This is a genomic window from Pradoshia sp. Z3_51 (assembly GCF_058215915.1).
Window position 1 is genome coordinate 147,927 of the sequence record NZ_JBZAJC010000002.1, and the last position, 24,784, is coordinate 172,710.

The 24,784-nt window shown below is 36.4% G+C and carries 19 protein-coding genes and 1 pseudogene; 14 read left to right on the plus strand and 6 right to left on the minus strand.

The features are described 5' to 3' along the window. Positions 1-30: 30 nt before the first annotated feature. Together AC4BHA_RS04335 and AC4BHA_RS04340 are read left to right on the plus strand one after the other, a co-directional pair. Positions 31-843 carry an ABC transporter permease gene (locus AC4BHA_RS04335; protein WP_066101040.1) on the plus strand — a complete coding sequence of 271 codons (813 nt, stop codon included), beginning with the start codon at positions 31-33 and terminating at the stop codon, positions 841-843. Next, positions 840-1,544: an ABC transporter ATP-binding protein gene (locus AC4BHA_RS04340; protein ID WP_490558218.1), complete on the plus strand. Its 705-nt coding sequence runs from the start codon at positions 840-842 to the stop codon at positions 1,542-1,544. The genes AC4BHA_RS04335 and AC4BHA_RS04340 overlap by 4 nt, the downstream gene beginning before the upstream one ends. A gap of 110 nt (positions 1,545-1,654) precedes the next feature. Here AC4BHA_RS04340 and AC4BHA_RS04345 read toward each other — a convergent pair whose 3' ends face one another. Next, complete coding sequence (locus AC4BHA_RS04345) at positions 1,655-2,695, minus strand: AI-2E family transporter (protein WP_066101033.1); 1,041 nt, start codon at positions 2,693-2,695, stop codon at positions 1,655-1,657. 224 nt (positions 2,696-2,919) lie between these two features. On the opposite strand from AC4BHA_RS04345, the gene AC4BHA_RS04350 reads away from it, so the two are divergent. From AC4BHA_RS04350 to AC4BHA_RS04385, 8 genes are all read left to right on the plus strand, one after another. After that, positions 2,920-3,708 carry an SDR family oxidoreductase gene (locus tag AC4BHA_RS04350; RefSeq protein WP_490558219.1) on the plus strand — a complete coding sequence of 263 codons (789 nt, stop codon included), beginning with the start codon at positions 2,920-2,922 and terminating at the stop codon, positions 3,706-3,708. Between the two features lie 391 nt (positions 3,709-4,099). Next, on the plus strand, positions 4,100-5,041 hold the full coding sequence (locus tag AC4BHA_RS04355; protein WP_066101018.1) for an ATP-dependent DNA ligase: 942 nt from the start codon (positions 4,100-4,102) through the stop codon (positions 5,039-5,041). Beyond that, the gene (gene ligD / locus AC4BHA_RS04360; RefSeq protein WP_490558220.1) at positions 5,038-6,246 is read left to right on the plus strand and encodes a non-homologous end-joining DNA ligase; all 1,209 of its coding nucleotides are present in this window, start codon (positions 5,038-5,040) and stop codon (positions 6,244-6,246) included. Before AC4BHA_RS04355 ends, ligD begins: the two co-directional genes overlap by 4 nt. A gap of 70 nt (positions 6,247-6,316) precedes the next feature. Then, complete coding sequence (gene ku, locus AC4BHA_RS04365; protein ID WP_490558221.1) at positions 6,317-7,144, plus strand: non-homologous end joining protein Ku; 828 nt, start codon at positions 6,317-6,319, stop codon at positions 7,142-7,144. 426 nt (positions 7,145-7,570) lie between these two features. Further along, positions 7,571-8,947 (plus strand): murein hydrolase activator EnvC family protein, encoded by a 1,377-nt coding sequence (locus AC4BHA_RS04370; RefSeq protein ID WP_139891328.1) that lies wholly within the window; start codon positions 7,571-7,573, stop codon positions 8,945-8,947. Between the two features lie 172 nt (positions 8,948-9,119). Further along, positions 9,120-9,575 (plus strand): hypothetical protein, encoded by a 456-nt coding sequence (locus AC4BHA_RS04375; protein ID WP_139891327.1) that lies wholly within the window; start codon positions 9,120-9,122, stop codon positions 9,573-9,575. A 288-nt stretch (positions 9,576-9,863) separates the two neighbouring features. Beyond that, on the plus strand, positions 9,864-10,199 hold the full coding sequence (locus AC4BHA_RS04380) for a DUF485 domain-containing protein (RefSeq protein ID WP_066101009.1): 336 nt from the start codon (positions 9,864-9,866) through the stop codon (positions 10,197-10,199). After that, the gene (locus tag AC4BHA_RS04385; protein ID WP_139891326.1) at positions 10,200-11,738 is read left to right on the plus strand and encodes a solute symporter family protein; all 1,539 of its coding nucleotides are present in this window, start codon (positions 10,200-10,202) and stop codon (positions 11,736-11,738) included. Between the two features lie 178 nt (positions 11,739-11,916). Here AC4BHA_RS04385 and AC4BHA_RS04390 read toward each other — a convergent pair whose 3' ends face one another. From AC4BHA_RS04390 to AC4BHA_RS04405, 4 genes and pseudogenes are all read right to left on the minus strand, one after another. Continuing rightward, positions 11,917-12,867: an NADP-dependent oxidoreductase gene (locus tag AC4BHA_RS04390; RefSeq protein WP_306821536.1), complete on the minus strand. Its 951-nt coding sequence runs from the start codon at positions 12,865-12,867 to the stop codon at positions 11,917-11,919. Positions 12,868-13,092: 225 nt separating this feature from the next. Further along, a pseudogene (locus tag AC4BHA_RS04395) lies at positions 13,093-13,298 on the minus strand (zinc ribbon domain-containing protein). Between the two features lie 93 nt (positions 13,299-13,391). Next, entirely contained in the window at positions 13,392-14,612 is a 1,221-nt protein-coding gene (locus AC4BHA_RS04400) for an MFS transporter (RefSeq protein WP_066100997.1), read from the minus strand. A 153-nt stretch (positions 14,613-14,765) separates the two neighbouring features. Next, the gene (locus AC4BHA_RS04405) at positions 14,766-15,407 is read right to left on the minus strand and encodes a Bax inhibitor-1/YccA family protein (protein ID WP_066100995.1); all 642 of its coding nucleotides are present in this window, start codon (positions 15,405-15,407) and stop codon (positions 14,766-14,768) included. A 259-nt stretch (positions 15,408-15,666) separates the two neighbouring features. On the opposite strand from AC4BHA_RS04405, the gene AC4BHA_RS04410 reads away from it, so the two are divergent. Further along, on the plus strand, positions 15,667-16,932 hold the full coding sequence (locus AC4BHA_RS04410; RefSeq protein WP_066100993.1) for a metallophosphoesterase family protein: 1,266 nt from the start codon (positions 15,667-15,669) through the stop codon (positions 16,930-16,932). Between the two features lie 3 nt (positions 16,933-16,935). Further along, entirely contained in the window at positions 16,936-20,466 is a 3,531-nt protein-coding gene (locus AC4BHA_RS04415; RefSeq protein WP_490558222.1) for an AAA family ATPase, read from the plus strand. A gap of 60 nt (positions 20,467-20,526) precedes the next feature. Here AC4BHA_RS04415 and AC4BHA_RS04420 read toward each other — a convergent pair whose 3' ends face one another. After that, positions 20,527-21,363: a formate/nitrite transporter family protein gene (locus AC4BHA_RS04420; RefSeq protein ID WP_066100989.1), complete on the minus strand. Its 837-nt coding sequence runs from the start codon at positions 21,361-21,363 to the stop codon at positions 20,527-20,529. A gap of 602 nt (positions 21,364-21,965) precedes the next feature. Here AC4BHA_RS04420 and AC4BHA_RS04425 point away from each other — a divergent pair. Both AC4BHA_RS04425 and AC4BHA_RS04430 read left to right on the plus strand, forming a co-directional pair. Further along, entirely contained in the window at positions 21,966-23,549 is a 1,584-nt protein-coding gene (locus AC4BHA_RS04425; RefSeq protein WP_066100986.1) for a peptide chain release factor 3, read from the plus strand. 129 nt (positions 23,550-23,678) lie between these two features. Then, positions 23,679-24,776 carry an SDR family oxidoreductase gene (locus AC4BHA_RS04430; protein WP_490551864.1) on the plus strand — a complete coding sequence of 366 codons (1,098 nt, stop codon included), beginning with the start codon at positions 23,679-23,681 and terminating at the stop codon, positions 24,774-24,776. Positions 24,777-24,784 lie beyond the last annotated feature (8 nt).

Below are 24,784 nucleotides of genomic sequence, written 5' to 3' on the forward strand. Positions count from 1 at the left end.
ATTTAGATGTCGTCACGGGAGGTAAGAAGAATGTGGAACATATGGAGCTCTGAATGGAGAATGACATCACGGGGCCGTTCGTATTATTCAATCGCCATTCTATGGATTGTTGTCATTTCTCTTTTATTGGCATTGGAGCGGACAAATGGAGCAATCTCAGGATATACAAATATTACGGGAACAGTCGTTAATATTATGTTATATATATTGCCATTATTTATGTTGATTTTTGGCTCTTTTTCAATAGCTAATGAAATGGAAAATGGCCAATGGAGATTATTATGTACGTATCCATTAGATATCGTCTCCTACTTCTTTGGTAAACTTGGAGGCCAGTTTACTGCCCAGGCAGTGTGTTTTTCACTGGCGTATTGGTTGAGTATGGTAATTGGGTTGCTGACTGGGATTGATATTTCGTTAACTTGGATGCTTGTGCTTTTTCTATTTAGTATGCTGTTAATCTTGTTTTTCCTGACACTTGGCCTTTTTATAGGATCATTTGTAAGCACGAAATGGCAGGCACTTACTCTATCTGTTGCAGTCTGGTTTCTTCTTATTATGATATGGCCGACTGCGTTAATTGCTATTTTAGGTGCTTTACCTTATTCAATGATAGGAGTGCTTATGAAAATTGCGATGATCATAAATCCAGCAGAATTCTTACGCTTTTTCTTGGTGATTAGATTGGACGGCGGTTCTATCTTCGGCCAAGCCTATGATGGATTGGTTCCGCTATTTAATGAAGGAATTGTATGGGGTGTACTATTCTTATATGCGTTTGTATTTATTGCTGCGTTAGGCTTTATTGCAATTTGGTATTTAAAAAGGAGAAGAGCACAATGACAGGGTTAGAAGTGACTGATATCTCAAAACACTATAAAACCAATACAGCGTTGCAGCCATTTTCGTTGGCAGTGAAGGAAGGGCAATGTGTTTCTTTATGCGGAGGGAATGGTGCTGGAAAAAGTACTATCCTGAATATTTTGGCCAGTATCTCTTCCCCCTCAGCCGGAACCGTTCTGTTGGATGGGGTCAATATGACTGCACAAAATAAAGAATATGTATCATTGATCGGTTATATGCCTGATGAATTTTATGCTCAGGGCGACATGAATGTGGGAGAGTTTATGTCTTTTTATGCAGCTATCCGAGAGATTTCCAATGAACGAGTGAGAGAGGTGATTAATCGTTTGGGATTAACCGACAAGCGGAAAGAGCTCGTAAAAAATCTTTCTAAAGGAATGAGACAAAGGTTGTTATTCGGCCAATCGATTTTAGCTGAACCAAGACTTTTAATTATGGACGAGCCGACCAATGGGCTCGATCCTTACTGGATTAATGAATTTATAGAAATGATTAAAAAGCTTAAAGAAGCAGGCACGATTACGATTTTCTCTACTCATATGATGGATGTTGCCGCAGAACTTGCCGACCGGGTGTTATTCATTGAAAAGGGGCAGCTGGCTCAATCACTTGAAAATGATTTTTCTGATATTGATGGTTTTACGAAAGAGCTATCAACCTTGTACAGACAACGAATATAAAAGGGTGGACTGCAGCCGTGCTCTGTAAGACGTACGGTTGAATTATATTTAAGAATAACAATAGGCATGAGTTCGAAAGATTCCGAAACTCATGCCTATTTTACGATCCATTATATATTCTTAGGTTCAGTCACTTCAGCATCTGGAACATCAAGCATATTTAATAAGAAGATAAAAATAGGAATACCTAAAATCAAGCCCCATATTCCAAGGAAATGTTCACCGAACACCAATACCAGGAATGTGAAAAACGTAGGTAAATGAGTTTTGGCCGACATGAATTTAGGATTTAGTACATAACTTTCCAAAGCATGTATGGCTGCTATTAGGATAACTATATATAAAACATGCACTCCTCCGCCAATATTATAGGCAATTGTACAAAGAGGAATTAAGGAAATAATAACACCCGCAACAGGAATAAGTCCCAATAGGAAAATCATAAATGCGAGCCCTAATAGCTGTGGAAATCCTAAGAAATATAGAATAATAGTCGATAATATAGCATTAACAAATGCAATTAAAAATTGAACTTCAATAACTTTACCAAATGAATTTACAAAGATATTACCTAAATACTCTAATTCAGTGAATAAAACGCCCAGTTTGCTTTTCTTGAATGAACCGGTAAATCGTTTGATTTTTTCCTTTTCCAAAAGAAAGAATAAACTTAGCAGCAGAGCTAAAAATAACTGCAGGCTTAATTTACCGATATTCGCAGCATAACTGTACAGTGCCACTGCATTTTCCTCAATTTCAGAAGGTGATACAAATTTCTGCATTGCACTGATCACAACATCGATTGCTGTGTTATCAGGCGGGTGTTTATAAAAATCAATAATTACTTTTACAAGGTCGGTTATTTGCATTGTAATGATAGGTATGTATTTATATACGATCATAACCAAAGAGGAAATTATGACTGTGTAGAGCAGGAAAATTATTATTTGTGGTTTAACTCGTATTGGGCTGAATTTTGATAGGGACGATGAAATGATTCTCTCCAAACCGCCCATTAAGAAAATAAAAATAAAAGTGAATAGAACTAAATTCATCATACCTCTAAGGGCATAGAAAATCCCTATCAAAAATAAGATGGTGAGAAAACGGACGAACCCTCTGCTTTTTATAAATTGGTTGAGTGAAAACATAAACCTGTTGTTTCTCCTTTCGGCAGCACCGTATGCTTGATATGTTAATTATATCTGTTAGTAGTACGGTTTATAAGAGGGTTTGAAAATAATTTTTAAAAAATTGGTGGAATATAGGGAATGTTCTATGAATATATGTATAAACTGTTCGGGCATACGTTTCAATATTGTGCTTAATGGATAAATAAGTAGATAAATAGAAATGTGCATGGGAGATGAAACGTATGGCGTTATCTGAAAAATCAAAGGGTAAAGTTGCAATCGTTACTGGTGGAGGTTCTGGGATTGGCGCAGCCACAGCTAAGAAGTTTGCGGACAATGGCATTCGTGTCTGTATTATGGACATAGATCTTGATAATGCAGAGAAAGTAAAGGAAGAAATCACAAATGCAGGAGGAGAAGCCTGTGTTTATCAGGTTGATATCCGTGATGAAGCCCAAATTCGTGAAGGAATTTCACAGGTCATGAATAAGTGGGAAAGGCTTGATATTCTTTTCAGTAACGCTGGTATAAACGGGACCTTATCTTCTATTGAAGAATTTGAAATTTCGGATTGGAATGAAGTAATTGAAACGAACCTTAGAAGCACATTCTTGTTTGTTAAATACTGCATTCCTTATATGAAAGAGCAAGGTGGCAGCATGATAATCACAAGCTCAATCAATGGAAATAGACGGTTCGCTGGTTTTGGTATGGCAGCCTATAGTACTTCAAAAGCCGGACAAATTGGATTTATGAAGATGGCAGCCTTAGAGTTGGCCAGATATAAAATTCGGGTTAATGCTATTTGTCCTGGTGCAATTGAAACAAATATAGATAGCAGCACAACTAAGTCTGAAAGTTTAAAGGAAATCGAAATACCAATCGAATATCCTGAGGGAATGCAGCCATTGGCAGATGGTCCGGGGTCAGCTGAACAGGTAGCGAATTTGGTATACTTCCTTGCATCTGACGAATCAAGTCATGTTTCCGGTACCGAAATATATGTCGATGGAACTGAATCATTACTGTAAGTGAGTTTATTGTAGATTAATTTACATCCAGTAAATAAGATACGGTTATTTGATAAAAGATTCTGTAATTATAGTAATCATCATTTAATAGATAGCACTCAAAAGGTAGCCAAGGCAATGGCTATCTTTTTTGTATCTTTAGCAAGGATTTCTTTTAAACACCGTAATGGATCATATGTTTTGTCTCTTCAGATGCCTCCAAAATTTTTGAAGCCAAGTTACTTAGTTCGTTGGAGGTTTTATAATCCTCTAATGATACTACTGCCTCATAAAATAATGACAACGATTCCGGCGGAATTCATTCACTCTCTGACATATTCTTTGTTTTTATTCCCATACTATAAATATGAAATGTCGAATGCTGTTGCACTATTAGATGGAAGGTGAAAATATGGACCCTATAAAACCCTTTGAGCCGATTTCCGCTGAAGTTATACCAATAGGGGAGGAATGGATCTTCCAGGTTAAATGGGATGGTGTGCGGATGTTAGTTTACAAAATAGATGATGAAGTAGAGCTGGTTAATCGTAATTTAAATAATAGAACAAAGCAATATCCGGAGTTTACGGATTTAGGCAGCTATTGTTCTGCATCCTCTGTAATTTTGGATGGCGAAATTATCGCTATGCAAGATGGAAAGCCATCTTTTCATGAGGTAATGAAGCGGGACCGGATGAACCGATCAGAATTGATTCATCTTTCCATAAAGGAACGACCTGTCATCTATATGATTTTTGATATTCTTTACCTGGATGGAAAATGGGTTATTGATGACGAACTTGCAGAACGTCAAAGATTATTGTCATCTATAATTACGCCAACAGAGAATGTACAGGTTGTAGAAAGCTTTTCGAATGGAGAGGCATTATACGAGGCCATCAAGGAGCAGGGATTAGAGGGTATCGTTGCAAAGGATTTGCGTAAACCCTATAGCTTGAATGGGAAAGACGGTCGGTGGCAGAAGGTGAAATTTTATAAAGACCTCATTGCTATAGTTGGGGGATATGTGACAAAGGGGAGTGAACTGCAATCCTTAGTACTGGGATTGTATGACTCCTCGGGAGGACTCAAGTATATTGGTCGTGCAGGAAAAGGACGCTATAAGCTGGATGAGTGGAAGGTGATTAAAGAATTTATGGAAAAAGCCTTACAAACTGAAAATCCTTTCACCTCAAAAGTGGGAAATACAAAGCAGTATCACTGGATACAACCCATTTATACAGTGAAGGTCTCTTATCTGGAATGGACAGAATCTATGACATTAAGGCAGCCTTTATTAGAATCATTTGTCGACCGTAATCCAAAGGAATGTTTATTGGAGCTTGAGATATGAGATATACAGGTCTATGTTTTTTAACTAAATATGATAGTGAAAATAAAGTCTGTACAGTGGCAGTTCTTCATGAAGAAAAAATCATTGAGGTTGCTGAAGTAAAAGAAGCATTTACTGATGAAGAGCGCGAGGCAATTTTAGGTATTTTACATCAAACTGGGAAAGCACAGCAAAACCAAATTTATAAGGTCCCTCCTGGTATTTGCATTCAAGTGGCATACAAGGCAGTAACAAATTATAAATTAAATTCTCCGGTCTATATAAGCCTGGCGGTGACTGAGAATTGGACAGCCTGTACATGGACGAAATTAGTACTGTCCCAATATGAACAGGTAGCCATTACGAATCCATGGAAAATCATCTGGACAGAGCAATCAGTGACCAAAGAAATGTATTTGGAATACCTTCTTACTGTCGCAGACTTTATGCTGCCCTTTTTAAAGGACAGGCACTTAACAGTTAAAAGATATCCAGAAGGTGTCGATTCTCAGGGATTCTATCAAAAAGCAACACCTGACTATGCACCTGATTTTGTAAAAACGGATATGAACCATGATATTAACTATACCGTATGTAATAATATCGAAACTCTTTTATGGCTCGGGAATCAGGCAGCCATTGAATTTCATATTCCCTTTAATGATATTAAAAAACAAAATCCGGCAGAAATCGTGTTTGATCTTGATCCACCTGAACTAGGCGATTTACGCTTGGCTGTAAAAGCTGCACTGGAAATGAAACAAATACTCGATCAATTTCAGTTAACGGCTTTCGTGAAGTTATCAGGCAGAAAGGGGATTCAAATTCATCTTCCATTGAAGGGAGCTACAATCAGTTATGCGGAAACACGTATATTTACCGAATTCATTGCTCTCTATCTAATTAATCGTTTTCCGGACAATTTTACAATAGAACGGATGAAAAAAAATAGAGCAAATCGTCTCTATATAGACTATATTCAACATGACAAAGACAAGACGATTATCTGTCCGTATTCACCGAGGGAAACAGCCTTCCCCTCTGTTGCAGCGCCATTGTTTTGGGATGAAGTAAAGAGCGGGTTGCAGACAGAGCATTACTCAATGAAAACTGTTAAGGATAGATTAGTAAAGGGAATGAATCCGTTTGAAAATTACTTTACAGTTGATCAATCGAACCAAATGAAAAAAATCATAGACTTCATTAAAAAAGAACATAAACCATAACATCACCTTGAATAATCATTTTAAAATTAATTAGTTTGGATATAATATACAAAAAAAGGAAGGTGTATTTATGCATACAATTTGGAAGGGAACCATTAGTTTTGGTCTTGTCAGTATACCAATAAAGCTTCATGCGGCAACGGAGAATAAAGATATATCCCTGCGCACCTTACATAATAAATGCCATGCGCCTATCAAATATTCGAAAGTATGTTCAGTTTGCGGAGAAGAGGTGAGCCAAGAGGATATTGTTAAAGCCTATGAGTACGTGAAAGGAAAATATGTTGTGCTCGATGATGAAGAACTGGAAAAATTGAAGAAAGAGCAAGAGGACAAGGCAGTTGAAATTATCGATTTTATCAAAATAGATGAAATCGATCCTATTTATTTTGATAAGAGTTATTATATGTCACCAAATGAGGGCGGTACAAAAGCTTATTCCCTGTTGAGGAAGGCGTTGGAGGAATCAGGAAAAGTTGGGCTGGCGAAAATTACGATCCGTGCAAAGGAGTCGCTCGCTGTGGTCAGAATCTTAGAAAATACTTTACTAATGGAGACCATTCATTTTCCTGATGAGGTAAGAAAAGCTGCAGATGTACCCAATATCCCCGCTGTTGAAGAAATTGTACAGAAGGAATTGGATACAGCTATTTTATTAATCGATCAGTTGACTACCACATTTGATCCATCTAAATATCATGATGAATACCGGACAGCTTTACTTGAATTGATTGAGCAGAAAAAACAATCCGATACGGTCACACCTACAGCTGGAAAGAAAACAGCATCAAATGTTGTTGATCTTATGGCAGCACTCCAGGCATCTATTGACCAAACAAAACCAGCAACAAAGCCAGCCAGAAAAAGAGCCCCACGCAGGAAAAAAGAGACTTCCTGATTTATTTTGAATAGATAAGCTTGTTTTAGAAGCCGTTTCTGTAAAGAAACAGGCTTTTTATTATTATCCAATAATTCAGAAAATATAAACTTTTGTTTTCCTTTTGAAAGACCAGGTTTATTTCTATGGGTGAAAAGATTCATTTTTAATAGCGAATTGTAGTTTTATTAGCAAAAAGTATGTCGAAATTACTAGAAAAATGGACTTTATTAAATATATTACAAGATCGAAATTCCGCGAAATATAAATGTAATGTTTGAATGGTAGAAAAAAATTGTCAGATTGATATAATAAGGCAGTACCAATCATTGGTTTGATTGGCAATTATATATATGAATTTTTAATAGTCGCTTATTTTAATAGTCACTTATATAGAGAGAAGCAAGATACAAACTAACATGTGAGACATTGAAAGGGGATCATTGCTTGAAGAAGTCATTTATTGCGTTTAACATTGCTTTAGCAGTTGGTGCAGGGTCATTATTATCAGGAGGATATGCTACGGCTGCATCCTTATCAGAATTAGAGAAAAAAGAGAATCAAATTAGAGGCGAAAAAGAGAAAGTAAATCAAGATATTAATCAAACAAACGAATCTATCGGTCATGTAGTAGATCAGCAAACTGATTTAACAGCACAACTTAAAAAGCTGGAATCAGAGATTACTGAAACGAATTCAAAAATTGACAAGATAAATACAAAAATTGATAACACAAAAAAGGATATTGAACAATTAAGAAAAGATATCGTAGTACTTGAAGAGAAGATTGAAGCAAGAACAGAATTATTAAAAGAACGTGCTAGATCCTATCAGGTTACAGGCGGTAAGATGAATTATCTGGAAGTTGTAGTGGGAGCGAGCAGCTTTGGCGACTTTGTTGAACGGGTGAATGCCGTATCTACAATAATGGAAGCTGATAATGATCTAATCGCTGAACAAGAAAAAGATAAAAAGGATTTAGAGAAGAAAAAGCAAGAAGTAGAAACTAAGCTTCAAAGTTTAGAATCTATGAAAAAAGAATTAACAGATTTGAAGGCAAAACAAGAAAATCAGAAGCAAGAAAAAAATAAACTAATGAAAAAGCTTAAACTTGAAGAGAAACACTTGGAAGAGCATAAATTAAGTATGGAAGAAGAATCTTCTATCTTAGCTGGCCAAGAAACAGCTTTAAGCAAAGCGATTGCGCAGGAAAAAGAACGTCAGGCTATAGTTGCCAGACAAAAAGCGGCTGAGGCGGCTGCAGAAAAAAAACGTCAGGCTGAACTTGCAGCACAAAGAGCAGAGGAAGCTAAAAAGAGTGAATCCTCTTCTAGTGCATCTACAGGAAGTTCATCTGTTAAAAAATCTAGTGCACCAAAAGTCAGTGAACCAACATACAGTGCACCAGCTTCAAGCAGCTCATCTGGCATGTTCATGAAACCATCTGCAGGGTATTATACTTCTGGATATGGTCCAAGATGGGGAAAATCACATGGCGGAGTTGATATTGCAACATCTGGTACTGTTCCAATCGTGGCAGCTGCAAGCGGTGTTGTATCTAGAGCTTACAAATCTTCCAGTTATGGTAATGTAGTATTTATCACTCACTATATTAATGGACAACAATACACAACTGTGTATGCGCATATGAGAGACAATAGTATGAGAGTAAGTACTGGACAAACTGTCAGCAAGGGTCAACAGATCGGTTTGATGGGGAATACTGGACGTTCAACAGGCCAGCATTTACACTTTGAGCTTCATAAAGGACCTTGGACACAAAGTAAAGCCAATGCTATAAATCCTACGAATTATATAAATTGATTTTAAAGGAGGCCAATGGCCTCTTTTTTTGTTGCTCTTGAAAAAAAGAATTTCCATTTTGTAGTATTATAAAAATGATGATAATTAACTAAAGATTGTGGTAGGCTAGTTCGACAATACTACCAATGAAACTTGAATAATGAGTGATAATCCCGAAAAAGGGGGAATGTAGTTGAAAAAACAATATCTGCTTTTGATTACAGTCTTATTTGTTTTACTTACTTCATTTTTACCAGCAAAAGCAATGGCAACTAAATGGTTATATCCGTTTGTGGTTTGGGGCGGGTATGTCTATGAGGTAAGTGAAGAATCTGTGACCGAAATTGGGGATGAAATTGGACAAGTAACAAAGTATTCGGATATGGAACCGCAATCGGGTAATTTTTCTAATGCTTATCCGAAAGGTACTAAATACTTTACTATTAAAGAGGTTAGTACAGAGGAAGCGTTAGTCGTACAAGAATCCGATGGTCAATATGTGAAAGCAGATAGAAGAGAAGAATATGAATTTAAACAAGACTTAAATGAACCACAAGACATCCTTAAAGGGATTATTTTTTCATTGGTGGGGATTTTAGCTGGTATTCTCATTTATAAAATTCTAAAGAATCATCTGGATAAAAGGTAAATACTTCTTTCAACCACTGAGATAGCAAAAAGCTATCTCTTTTTTATATGCTATTAGCAACATCCTTACTTAAATAACTCTTTTTTGTAGTGTTTAGTTGACTGGAATTGCTGTATGTAAATCCTTTTTCAATAAACGGTCTCCCATATTCAAACCTCATTTTAACTTGTATAAAAATAAGCCTAAATATTGATTTACCAAAGGCTCTGAATGAAGTATACTAATAGTGTTTATAATATTTAGAATATTTTGTAAGCGTTTCAATTAAATATTAGAAAGGGGATTAAGATGGAAGAAAAAATGTTATCCAAGGAGGAACAAAAGGGGAAAAGGGATTATTCGGCTATTGTAAAAAGTCCAGAGTTTCAACAACTTTTAAATGAAAAGAAAAAATTTATAATACCCTTAACCTTGTTTTTCCTAATCTTTTATTTTGCACTTCCCATAATGACATCCTATTCATCGGTGCTGAATAATTCTTTCTATGGACATATCACTTGGGCGTGGGTATTTGCATTTGCACAGTTTATTATGACGTGGACGTTATGTATGATCTATTCTAAAAGAGCAACCAGATTTGACCGCTTAAGTGATAAGGTGTTGAAAATAGGGGGTAAACAGTAGATGAATTATACGGCTTTTTTTATGTTTCTCGCTATTGTATTTGTTACTTTGCTCATTACTTATTGGGCTTCTAAAAGAACAAACAATGCGAGTGAGTTTTACACAGCAGGAGGTGGTCTGACCGGTTGGCAAAATGGCTTAGCAATAGCGGGTGATTATATGTCTGCAGCTTCGTTTTTGGGAATAGCCGGTGCAGTCGCTTTAACAGGTTTTGATGGCTTCTTTTATAGTATAGGTTTTTTGGTCGCTTACTTGGTTGTACTTTATTTGGTGGCTGAGCCACTTAGAAATCTGGGCAAATATACATTGGCAGACATGCTGGCAGCAAGGTTTGATGCAAAAAAAATACGTGGTGTAGCTGCTTTTAATACGATGTCTATTTCTATATTTTATATGATTGCTCAGTTGGTAGGGGCAGGAGCACTGATTAAATTATTGCTGGGCTTAGAATATGCCACCTCCGTTTTAATTGTTGGAGCTCTCATGACCATATACGTTATTTTTGGTGGCATGCATGCTACTAGCTGGGTTCAAATTGTCAAAGCTGTATTACTGATGGCAGGGACCTTTATCATTTCATTCATCGTTTTTGCCAAATTTAATTTTAATATTGCAAGTATGTTTGAACAGATGAGTACAGCTACTCCATTAAAGGAGGCGTTCCTGAATCCGGGGGTAAAATACACTGATGGCCTAGATACATTATCGCTAACAATGGGACTTGTTCTTGGAACCGCTGGTTTGCCACATATCCTTGTACGATTCTTTACGGTAAAGGATGCTAAAACAGCGCGAAGCTCAGTTGTATATGCTACCTGGATCATTGGGATTTTTTATGTCATGACCATTTTCCTTGGATTTGGAGCAGCAGCTTTTGTGGGTAATGCTGATATAGTAAACGCGAATGCAGCAGGGAATATGGCAGCACCATTACTAGCCAAGGCTATTGGTGGGGATATATTGTTTGCTTTTATCTCGGCAGTTGCATTTGCGACAATATTGGCCGTTGTTGCTGGTCTTGTATTAACTGGGGCATCTGCGTTTGCCCATGATTTTTATAATGAAATATTGAGAAAAGGAAAGGCAACTGAAAAAGAGCAGGTTAAGATGGCAAGATATGCATCTGTTGGTGTTTCCGTCTTATCGATTCTTTTGGCTTTAGTAGCACAAAATTTAAATGTCGCCTTTCTTGTATCATTAGCCTTTGCCGTGGCTGCCAGTGCAAATTTACCTGTAATTATTTATACAATCTACTGGAAGAAATTTAACACTACTGGTGCTATCAGTGCAATGGTAGTAGGTTTAATCACTTCAGTTGGACTTGTTTTAGTCAGCCCTAACGTGTTTAATCCGGAAGCTGGAGCGGCGATACTGGTTGGTGACCCTTTATTTCCTTTGTCAACACCTGGTCTGGTATCCATTCCGCTAGGGTTTCTGGCTGGATTTGTAGGGACATTATTATCTCGTAAGAAGGAAGATGAAGCGAAGTTCGATGAAATTTTGGTTAAATCTAATACGGGTTTAGATACTATAAAATAGTGGTATGACCTCTTTTAGGTCAAGCATAAATTAGGGAAGGGGCTGTTCGTAGGTTATTTAATGACTTACAGCGGCCTCTTTTTACATGCAATTGAGCCAATGAAAAAGACAGGCAAAGGTACGTACACGTGACTCCTCTGCCTGCTTTATTTATCATTTCCCAAGAAATAACTAAATATTAATCAACTACTAAGATTATTTTTCCTCTCGCATGAGAGGATTCACTTAATTCGTGTGCATTTTTAACACCTTTTTCATTTAAAGGGAAGGTTTCACCAACTACTGGTTTCAATCTTCCCTCGCTAAGAAGCTTAGCCAATTCTTTTAGCTGGTTACCATTTGGGTTTAACCATACAAATTCTTCCGTAATGCCATAACGATTGGCTAATTGTTCGTTTGGCGGGTCTACAATGGATACCAATCTGCCGCCTCGACGTAGGATTTTCATGCTGGCAGTTTGAACGGATGTCCCAATTGTATCTAAAACAGCATCGTATTTTGTCAATTTATCTTCTATATTTTCGGTATGGTAGTCAATGCATAGATCGGCTCCTAATTCCTTTAGAAATCCATGGTTTTTTTTGCTGGCTGTGGTGGCTACATAGGCTCCTTTAAGTTTAGCTAATTGGATTGCGTACGAACCAACACCTCCTGCACCACCATGAATAAGAATTTTCTGTCCTTCCATAATTTCCAATGCATCAAATAAACACTGATATGCCGTCATTCCAGCCAATGGGACGGATGCAGCCTCCTTAAAAGATAAATTATCAGGGATTTTCGCAATTAGTAATTCATCAACAGCTGTGTATTCAGCATAGGCTCCATAACGAGTTGTATCGAGACGTGCAAAAACCCTGTCTCCATTTGTAAAATCAACGACGTGTTTACCAACCTCTTTAACAATTCCTGCAACGTCCAAGCCTAATATAATAGGGAATTCGAATGCATATTGATCAGCAAGATGGCCTTCTCTTAATTTCCAATCAATTGGATTGACGGATGCAGCTTTTACTTCGATTAAGACCTGATTATCTAATAGAGGCGGCTTTTCAACTACTTTTTCTTTTAAAGCATTCTGTCCGCCATACTCTTCTATTACTATTGCTTTCATCTTGGTATTTTGCATATAATTCCTCCTTGACTGGTAATTAAGGCTTTGGAAATCCTTATTATGTTCATTCCCTGTACAAAAGAAGGTAACCGTTTTTAACGTGTAATGAATAAAAAACAGGAAATTTATCCTAAGAGGATTAATTGAGTTTTTATCTTATAAATGGAGGATTGAGTTATCTAATTTTGAGGAAGGTATGGATTACTGCCATAAGTAAGACGGAGGAGAAGGGAGGGATGATCATCCTCTAAAGAAAATGTCTAAAACATTGCTGCTAGCAGAGGACTTTTTATTATAAAACTCCGAATAGCCACAATGATTGCATTAAACTACGAGAAATTGATTATTTTGAATATCAAACATTTTTGACAGACCGGTTCCTGTCATAGAAACTTCTTTTTGGCTGGCATCAAGGCTTCCACATTTAAACATCCTGATTGTGACAAAGCAAATCACTCCTTTTATGAAGATAATTTCCGATATAATTTTAACATTAAAAAACATGTCCCAGTTGCCTATATAGGCGTGGGACATGTTTTTTAGGTAGCTGCTTTTTCATCACTCTTTATAAATTTGAGAACAATAAAGAATAAAATCAATGAAATAGCACCAAAGCTATAAAAAAGATAAGATTGATTATGCTTCATAAAATAAGACATGAGTGGAGGACCTGCTGCTACACCAAAAAATCGTGCCGAGCTGTAAAAAGATGTGATTGTTCCTCTTTGTTTTTTATCGATGTTTTCAGTAATAATTGCATCCAGTGACGGTAAAATCGTCCCAAGGCCGGCACCAAAAATCGATAATACTCCGATTAATATATAGATATTATCGAAATAAGTTGTAAAGGTGATGGCAATCGCGCTAACAATGATAGAAGCCAGAATTAGGATTTTCATTAATTTAATATTATCTTTTATTTTTTTTCCGGTGATAAATGAAGCAACACACAAGAAAAATAGGGGAACAGCAAGCACAAGTCCCTTTTTAATTTGATGAATATCATACTTGGATTCAAGTATGGAAGATAAATAAAACTGGATGGCAAACAATATTAACATGACGAATGCCCCTGTCAGGAATACACTGTATAACCATGACCCATCCTTCTTAAATATTTTTTTGGTATCCTTTAAAAATTCTTTTAGTGTAGGAGGTTCTTCTGTTTTCTTTGGCAACTTTATACAAAAAAGAATCATAAAAAATGTGACTAAACTTAAAAAAGAGATAGCAAAGAAAGGAAGAAACCATAGAGAAATGGCTAATGCAGCTCCAAGTACGGGACTTAAAACTTTTCCAAAGGTATTGGATGTTTCCACAATTCCCAGAACAGAGCTTGCTTTATCATCGTCTTTAAAAAGATCGCCAACTAAGGGTAATATGATTGGAAAAGCACCAGATGATCCTATTCCTTGAATGATCCGTCCTATTATAATGACCATAAATGGATTTTCCATTTTCCAAGAGGCAAAGCCTGATACTAGCCCGCCGATAAAAGCTAAAACTAAACTAGGCAGTAAGATCATTTTCCTCCCAAAACGGTCGGATAAATATCCTGCAATCGGTATTAAAAGGATGGAGGCGATTGAATAGCTTGTAATAATCAAACTGGATTGGAAAGAGGAGATTCCAACTCTCTTTTCTAAAATAGGTAGAACAGGGATAAGCATTGAATTACCTAATGTCATTATTAGTGGCACTGCTGCTATACTGGCCAAACACCAAAAACTAATTTTATCGGTATCCGTTTGTGAACTCATTTAATTCCCTCATCTCTCTAAGCAGTTCTATGCAATTACTTTGCCACACAGGATGAGAAATTATGTACATTAAGTGTTTTTAAATGCTTATCATAAATGGATTGGAATATATATACAAAAGAACTGTGAAGGTTATTCACAGTTCTTTTTTGCCTAATCATCCGAAGATAAAATACCAATAAATCTAAGGATAAAAAGGAACAGGTTAACAAAATCAAGATATAAATTGAGTGCAGCCAATGGGATTTCATCTTCAGGTACTCCGTACTGTTTCATACGGTTCACATCATATAATACGTATCCGCTGAATACGAGTATACCTATAAATGAATAGACAAGCATGGCAGTAGAAGATAAAGGTGAAAAAATATTGAAAATCCCAATAACCAGGATTGCGAGCAATGCGGCTAACAGAAATCCGCTTAAAAATGTTAAATCCCGCTTTGTTGTCGCGGCGTAGAGAGAGAGTCCGCCAAATACAACTACTGTAGCAGCCAAGCTCATGATAATGGGCTGCGGTCCTATTGTTACTAAATAGTTTGCGATTACAGGATATAAGGTGATGCCTGATATAAAAGTAAACGCATATAAGAAACTATATGAGAGAATTTTCCTTCTTCTCACAAAAAACGCCGCAATAAGCATACCGAATTCTATAATCATCAGTGGCAAGAACAAGGATGGAGGAACAAAATTACCTACAATAAAGCCAATTAAAGAAATAGCTAATGATAAAGCGAAAGTTCTGATAACGGCTGGAATGTGATATTTATTGGTTTCCGTATATGAATTCATTTATTTACCTCTCCTTTTATTTATCATATATGTATCTACGATTAACTATATCAAAGGTTTCAAGGAATATCCTGATTTTTACATAGAAATAGTAGAGACAAATACAAATGGATTTTATATAATAAAAATAAGAACATTTGTTCTTTTTGGTAGGTGTTGTATATAGCTGTGAATATTTGGGAGTGTTAGGTTCAGGGCTCTAGTGTATACCATTTTATGCTATTCTATGATTATGAGGATGAGGAAAGGGGGAGACTTTGTGAACTTTACATTTATCCATGCTGCTGATATCCATTTAGATAGTCCATTAAAAGGTTTATCAAGATATGAAGGAGCACCAGTCGAAAAGTTGCGCAGTGCTACCAGAGATGCATTTAAAAATATGATTGATTTTGCTATTAAAGAAAAAGTGCATTTCATCATTATTGCAGGTGATTTATATGATGGGGATTGGAAGGATTACAATACAGGTCTCTTTTTTGCAAACGAAATGGCAAGGCTAAAAATGCATCAAATCCCTGTTTATATGATTAAAGGGAATCATGATGCAGCAAGTATCATTACTAAAGAAATAAAACTTCCTGATAATGTTTATATTTTTGATGATAAAAAATGCAAAAGTATGTTTATAGATGAACTTGGAGTGGCCCTACATGGTCAAGGATTTTCAACACGTGCTGTAACAGATAATCTTGCTAAAAGCTATCCGCAAAAGGAAGATGGATATTTCAATATTGGGATTTTGCATACATCGGCAGTAGGCCGGGAAGGACATGAGAATTATGCCCCCTGTTCCATAGAGGACATGAAGGGGAAAGAATATGACTATTGGGCTCTTGGGCATATTCATAAACGGGAGTTTTTATGTGAGAAAAACCCAGTCATTCTCTTTCCAGGCAATATTCAAAGCCGGCACAGCAAAGAGACAGGTCCAAAAGGATGTTCCTTGATTAAAGTTAGCGATGGTCAGATACAGGAATTAAATCATATATCACTGGATGTATTACGCTGGGAGATCATTGAGATAGATGCGACCCCCCTTGGTGATTACGATCAATTTCTCCAGAAAATCGAAGAGCAGCTGGAAAATTACCTAGATACTGCAGATGGTAGAATGCTCGCAGCCAGAGTAGTCGTCAGTGGCAATACTTCTTTATATCAGGAGCTTATGAAAAATAAAGAAAAAGTATTAAATGACATTAGATCTGCAGCTTTTGCCGTTGGACATGGGCAAATATGGATAGAGAAAATAAAGAATAAAACGGCTCCACCGTTAGAGTCCAATCATTTCTCTGATGAAAATAACCCAGTGACCTCCATTTTTAACTGGCTTGAGAAAAGTGATATGGATGAATTGCTCGAAGATGTAAGAAAAGAGTTTTCTGCGATTACTAACGTATTACCGACCGATTTAAAAAGAGGAGAGAATATGGTTATTCCTGATTCAGTTGCCATGCTGGAAGAAAAACTGGAGGAAGTTAAACAACTGGTGAGCCTTGAGTTACAAATGGAAGGAGGTAAATAAGGCATGCGTTTTGAAGAGTTAAATCTGACTGCGTTTGGTCATTTTACTGATTACCCGGTTAACTTTCAGCCAAATCAATCTTTACACGTAGTGTATGGAAATAATGAAGCTGGAAAGAGTACTATGCTGCGTTCTATTACTCAACTCTTGTATGGCATTCCGCATAATTCTAAGGATTCATTTTTACATCCCAATTCCAATTTACGTATAAAGGCCCGCCTATCCAATTCATCGGGTAATACTCTGTCCTTCATACGAAGGAAAGGAAAGTCAAAGACCATTCTTAATGAGGCGGGAGAAGCATTACCAGATAATGTTTTATTACCGTATATAAATGTGCTGTCAGAGGAAACATTCCGAAATATGTTTGCACTCAATCATGAAACTTTGCGAGAAGGCGGAGAAGCTTTGCTTGAGTCAAATGGAAGCGTCGGAGAGAGCTTATTTGCTGCAGCTTCAGGGATAAATACAGTAAAGAAAATTATGCAGGAATTTGATTCGGCAAGTAAAGAATTATATAAATCAGGTGGTTCAAAACCAAAAATAAACGAATTATTAAAGAAAGAAAAAGAGTTAACTCGCCGACTTAATGATTCGCAAATGCTCGCCAGACAATGGATGCAGCTGGAGGATGATTATCTTCATGGTAAGAAACAGCTGGATGAATTAAGAGAGCATTACCTCCAGGTAGACGCAACTCTAAAAAAATTATCGAAGTTAAACCAAGCTGCTCCTATTCTTATTGAAAGAGACAGATTAATAGAGCAACAAAAGAGCTTCACTGAAGTTCCGGATTTACCCAACGATTTTAATTTACAAAGAGAAAATGTATTAAATGAATTAAAACATGCTGATGAAAATGCCAAAATATCCAATACAGAAATAATGGCGCTTGAAGAGAAGTTAGCCAAACTGGATATCGATGAAAAACTTTTAACATGTGAGTCTAGGATTCAATCTCTTTTCAGCCAAGTTGGTGCATACGAGAAAGAGAATAAAGACTTACATGTAAATGAGGCAAAGGCTGAGCAGGCACTCAATCGGATGAACGATATTCTCCTTAAGCTGGGCTATAGTAGGGTAGATAGTGTCAATATTGAGGATTTTAGAATTGCCATTTCTCGCAAAGAAAAAATCCGTATGCTTTATAAGCAATATGGGATTTTACATGAAACGATAAAAGAAATAAATAAACGACATGAAAGTCTAAAGGAAACTGTTGCTTTAAAGCGTGCGGAATTGGAAGGTTTTGGAGAAGTAAAGAATATTGCCAAGCTTAAACTTGTGCTTGACCATGCCCAGATAGAAGGAAATATTGAAAAAACCATAGATGTTTTATCAGAGGAAATGAAGGATCTTAAAGACAAATCAATGGAAGAGCTAAACTATTTACCACTATGGGATGGTTCGGTAGAGGAGTTTGATTCCTTTTACATTTCCATTTTAGAAGAAACTATTAATCAGTACATCGGGCAACTTGAAAGATTTAATGAAGATAAAACAAATTTAGAGCGCAGTATTAAGGTTGAAAAAACGATTATTTTGGAAGCGGAGAAATCGATTGCTGAATTAGAAGCCTTGTCTGTTATTCCTACAGAAGATGATTTAGAGAGAACCCGTCAGATTCGCGACCATGGTTGGAGCTTAATTAAGAATAAACTTAAAGGTGAAGACATTGATCGTGAAGCAATTAAGGAATACTGCAGTCAGCAAGAGGTAGAAGAAAAATTTGAGCATGATTTAAAAACAACGGATGAACTTTCAGATACTATGTGGAAAGAATCTGCAAAGGTGGGCATGAAGAATAAGTCGTTGCAGGATATAAAGAGATCTGAAACCAAAATTGCAGCTGCAGAGACACAGCTGCAGTTCCTTAAAGATGAGATGAATCTGTTTTTTCAACAGTGGAATGAGCTATGGCAGCCGTTCGGTATTGAGCCATTATCGCCAACTGAAATGAAAGAATGGGTAAGAAAATACACGGTTATTAAGCAGAATCAAGGCGAATATAAAAAGAAACAGAAACTTTGGGATGAGCTGACAGAAAAACGATTGGCTATCAAAAGCCGTTTATACCTTGCCCTGTCAGAAGTAATCGATGATCTAGATACTCAAGTGTCAGAATGGACACTCACAGACTTAATAAGAGAAGCAAATAGAGTAGTCCATTTAGCAACAGAGCGTTTCAATGAGAAGAATTCATTGGAAAAAGAGTGGAAGAGCAAGGCTGCTGATCTTAAACAAATCGAGCAGGAGCTGGCGAGCAAGCAAAGTGAATTAGTCAATTGGAGAGAAGCATGGGAGGATGCTACTAAACCCTTGCAAGTTGAAAGTCAGGCTCCGATTGATTACACAATGGAAAGGCTTGATAAGTACAATGAATTGACTACTACGTATGATGAATGGGCAGATATCAATAGCAAAGCAAAAGCTGGCATGTTATTTGTACAGGATTATGTAGATCATATCAGAATTGTAGCTAACACGTTACAGTTACCTGAACCAATAAATATCCAATCCTTTATCTATGATTTAACGAATCAGTTGCAGGAGCAGAAAAAGTGTAAGCAAAATCAACTCGAATGGCAAGGACAATTGGATAAACGGAAAAAAGAATATCGGTTAGCGAAGGATAAGAAAGAGATGGCGCTTAATCGTCTTGATGAATTGTTACAGACAGCAAGTGTAAAGACCATCGAGGAAATGCAAATTATTGAAGATAAATATCGACAAAAGCAAAAGCTGTCTGCAGAACTGATCAATCTGGAGAAGGTGTTACTTGAGATTGGCAATGGCTTATCGATTCAAGAAATGAAGGATGAAATAGACAAGCTTGATTTAGATTTTATGGAAAGTGAAATGGCAGAATTAAAGGCAGAGCTTGCAGATTTGGAAGAGAAAAGAACGGAACAGAACCAAATCTTTGGTGTATGCAGAAAAGAATATGAAGAAAAGATTAAGGGAAATTCATATGCAGCTGTTCAGGCCGCAGAAGAAAGAGAAAGTATCCTGGCTGAGCTCGCAGAATTGACCGATCAATATGTCCAAAAAAAATTAGCTACATTTGTATTACAGAAGGGAATAGAATATTTCCGTTCCGAAAATCAAAATCCGATTTTAACAAAAGCATCAAAACTGTTTGCAAAATTAACACTGAACTCCTTTGAAGGATTGACTGTTGATTATAATGAAAAGGATGAAGAAGTACTACTGGGTTTAAGAAATAACGAGAAAATTGGAATAGACGCGATGAGTGATGGAACAAAAGATCAATTGTATTTATCCTTAAGAGTTGCAAGCATAGAAAAATATTGTGAGGAAAATGAACCTATTCCATTTATTGTCGATGATATTCTTGTTCACTTTGATAATGAACGTTCAAAAATTACGTTATCTATCTTAAAAGAATTATCGAAAAAAACTCAAGTTATCTTTTTCACTCATCATTATCATTTATTGGATTTGTTGGAGGAAACATTGTCGCATGAGGAGTATCAATTGATTCACATTCATAAAGAGGCCGTCATGAGCTGAAATTAAAAGAAGACCAATTCAAACTTTATGAATTGGTCTTCTTTTTCTTGGTTCACTTTATTATTTTGTATTTTCTTTCTCAGTGATTTCAGAGATTTTATTCATGTTGTCCTGTAATTGAAGCTTTGTGCTTGATTTACTTAAGAACTGATATAACATTCCTACAAATATTGCTCCACCGACAATATTACCCAAAGTAACAGGAATCAAATTGTAGATGGCATTTCCGATTGTAATGGTATCAGGATGTGGTGATACTAATGCAATTGAGAATAATGATAAGTTTGCAATGCTATGTTCAAAGCCTGATGAGAAGAATAAAAATACAACTGCAATCATCATTGCCATTTTAGCTCCGTCACCTTTTACTTGGCTAGGCAAGTAACAAGCTAAACAAACAAGCCAGTTACAAAGGATTCCTTTAAAGAATAAAGCTGAAACAGATCCATGCATTTTATAAGAAACAATTTCGTGCATTAAATGCTCGTTTGGAATGTGGCTGAATATGCCTGTAAGGTAAAATAAAATGGCAAAGAAGATTGCCCCAACAGCATTGCCAAGATAACAAGCGCCCCAGTTTCGGCCTAAATCTCTGAGAGTTACCTCATTACGCATATAAGCGACAGTGAAATAAGCGGTATTACCGGTAAATAGCTCTGCCCCACCGTAAATAATGAGTATTAATGCGATACCAAAGAAAAGTGCCGGGAATAGGTATGCAAAAGGTGAGTCGGCTACCCTGAAATATTCTCCTGTTCTAAAGCAGGTAATGATTACAAACCCTACAAATATTCCTGCCATCATCGCTCTTAAGAAATAATGAAGAGGAAAATGGTCTAACAGCCTTTTCTTTTTCTTTGCAAGGGCAACTAAATACTGTAATCCTTGTTCTTCCATGATGTTAAATTCCTCCTATGCTGAAAAAACGTCTACTAAATAAACTACTATGACTTCTATAATTAATCAATAAGCTTGTGAAATTATTCACTTTTCTGATAGCCTCTTTTATTCAAATAAGGTAAACTTGCGTAAATCTTGTGATTATCTTCCACCGAATACGGGTAAGGTAAGTATAAGGATGGTGATTATCTTGAAAAGTAAAATCTTAAAAAGAGTTATTGCAGCAGCTGCACCTTTCGTGATCAGCTATATTACAAAAAAATTAACCAATAAGAAAAAAGTAGCTTAAAGGACGGGCAATAATGCTCGTTTTTTTTATGTTATCTTACCTTGCCCCAAAGAATTGCGAAATACTTAAACGGACACTAATTGACTGTAATTCACTACATATGAGAAAATATGACTGTTTGATTAAAACTTATGATTCGCCTATTCACATATTATTTTTTTACATGGTATATTTGATAAGATGGATTTTGATTTTAATAAGAATTGTTAAAGTGGTTATTTTCTTTTTACAACATCAAAGTATCATTGGAGATGTAGATCCAAGATGAATAGATTTATGAAGTTTTACTATATATAAAAGGATGGCTTACATGACAAATTTAAAAGAACAGATAGAATCAAGAAGAACCTTTGCAATTATTTCTCACCCTGACGCAGGTAAAACGACGTTAACAGAAAAGTTGCTCTTATTTGGTGGCGCAATCCGTGACGCTGGAACTGTAAAAGGACGTAAAACCGGTAAATATGCGACAAGCGACTGGATGGAAATTGAGAAGCAGCGTGGAATTTCCGTAACCTCTAGTGTTATGCAGTTTGACTATAATGGGACCCGTGTTAATATCCTCGACACACCTGGACACCAAGATTTCAGTGAAGATACGTACCGTACATTAATGGCTGTTGATAGCGCAGTTATGATTATTGATGCTGCCAAAGGGATTGAAGCACAAACATTGAAATTATTTAAGGTTTGTCGCATGAGAGGAATTCCTATTTTCACATTTATTAATAAAATGGATCGCCAAGGTAAATTGCCGCTTGAGCTATTGGCTGAGTTGGAGGAAGTGCTTGGAATAGAATCCTATCCAATGAACTGGCCAATCGGGATGGGTAAAGACTTCTTCGGTATTTATGACCGTTATTATAACCGAATTGAAATGTTTAAGGCTGAAGATGAAGAGAGATACTTAAAATTGAATGAAGAAGGCGAAGTAGAAGATGAAAATCACTCTATTGTTGAGTCTCCTTTATATGAGCAAACATTGGAAGAAGTGTTATTGTTAAATGAAGCAGGAAATGAATTTTCGCGTGAAAAAGTCAGAAATGGTGAATTAATTCCTGTATTCTTTGGAAGTGCCCTTACTAATTTTGGCGTTCAGACATTTTTGGATACGTATTTAGAGTTTGCGCCAAAGCCTCAGCCAAGACCATCATCCGTGGGGCCGGTTGAACCCGTTCAGGATACTTTTTCAGGATTTATATTTAAAATCCAAGCAAATATGAATCCGATGCACCGTGACCGAATTGCCTTTTTGCGCATTTGCTCAGGTAAGTTTGAACGTGGGATGACTGTTCAATTAAGCCGAACAGGCAAGCCTATGAAACTTAATAATTCAACACAATTTCTTGCAGAGGAAAGAAACAATATTGCTGAAGCAGTAGCAGGAGATATTATCGGATTATATGATACAGGAACCTATCAGATTGGTGATACGCTAACTTCAGGAAAAGAAGCATTTTCTTTCGAACGTCTGCCACAATTTACACCTGAAATGTTTGTACGTGTCAGCGCTAAAAATGTATTAAAACAAAAGCATTTTCACAAGGGAATTAATCAGCTTGTACAGGAAGGTGCCATTCAATTATTTAAAACAGTTGGGATTGAATCCTATATTCTTGGAGCAGTCGGACAGTTACAGTTTGAGGTATTTGAGCACCGTATGAAAAATGAGTATAATACAGAAGTTATCATGGAAAGAATGGGTGACAAGATTGCCCGTTGGACAACGAATGAAAAAATCGATGAAAAGCTTTCAAGTTCAAGAAGTCTTTTGGTACGCGATCGCTATGATCAATATGCTTTCTTATTCGAAAATGACTTTGCACTGCGTTGGTTCCAGGAAAAAAATCCTTCTATAGAACTATATAATCCAATGGATCAGCACGAACGTTAACTAAATTTAAGCAGGATTTAGCCTATATAGGGTTAAATCCTGCTTTTTTCTGTTATATAACAATTAACCGTTGACATATTTTTCTAAATATTCTTACAATAGTGGAAAGAAGATTAGGAGAGTGAAACAATGAAACATGTCTATTTTTTTACCGGGTTTCCAGGTTTTATTTCAAATCAACTAATAAGAGAGCTAAAAAAACAGGATCAGTTATTTAATAAAGTGATTGCTATTGTACTGCCGTCTGTGTGGCATAAGGCTGTCAGTGAAAGATTAAAAATTATAAACGAGTTCAATTTAGATGAAAATCAGTTTATCCTTATTGAAGGAGACATCACCAAACCCGGTTTAAACATCAGTAAAAAAGAAAGCGGTTTCAAAAAGGGAGAAATTACCCATTTTTTTCACTTAGCTGCGATTTATGATTTAGCTGTTCCAAAAAATATAGCCTATTTGGTGAATGTCGATGGAACACACAATGTAAATGATTATGTATTGACCCTTCCTAACCTATTGAGGTATACCTATTTTAGTACAGCTTATGTAGCTGGAAGACGTGAAGGAAAGCTGTATGAGCATGAATTAATTAAACCAGATAAATTTAAAAATTATTATGAAGAAACCAAATATGAAGCAGAAGTCCTTGTTCGAAAGATTATGGATCATGTTCCTGTTACAGTCATTCGGCCGGGTATCGTAAAAGGAAATACCCTAACTGGAGAAACCATTAAATTTGACGGCCCATATTTTATATTAAATTTCCTCGACAGAATCAGATACCTTCCAATTATCCCTAATATAACTAAGTCAACCTGTGTGATCAATTTGGTTCCTGTTGACTATATAATAAAAGCAACAGCTTATTTAACTTTAAGCCCTAAAGGTGCTGGAAAAACATATCATTTAACGGATCCTAATCCATATACGGTTACAGATATTTATAAGTTGTTTTTGAAAGGGTATAATGGAAAACGACCAATTGGGTATTTGCCGTTCGGGCTGACGAAAATGGCTTTATCAATCAAGCCAATAAGAAAGTTTCTGGGTGTGGAAGTTGAATCACTTGATTATTTCACCTGGAAAGGAGAATTTGATTGTGTACAGGCACAGGCTGATTTAGCTGAAGGAGGCATTGTATGTCCTGATTTTAAGGAAGGTGTAGTGCCAATGGTTGAATATTATAGAGCCAATAAGAACAATCGGGCGTTTCATATAGAGATTACATAATTAGAGGA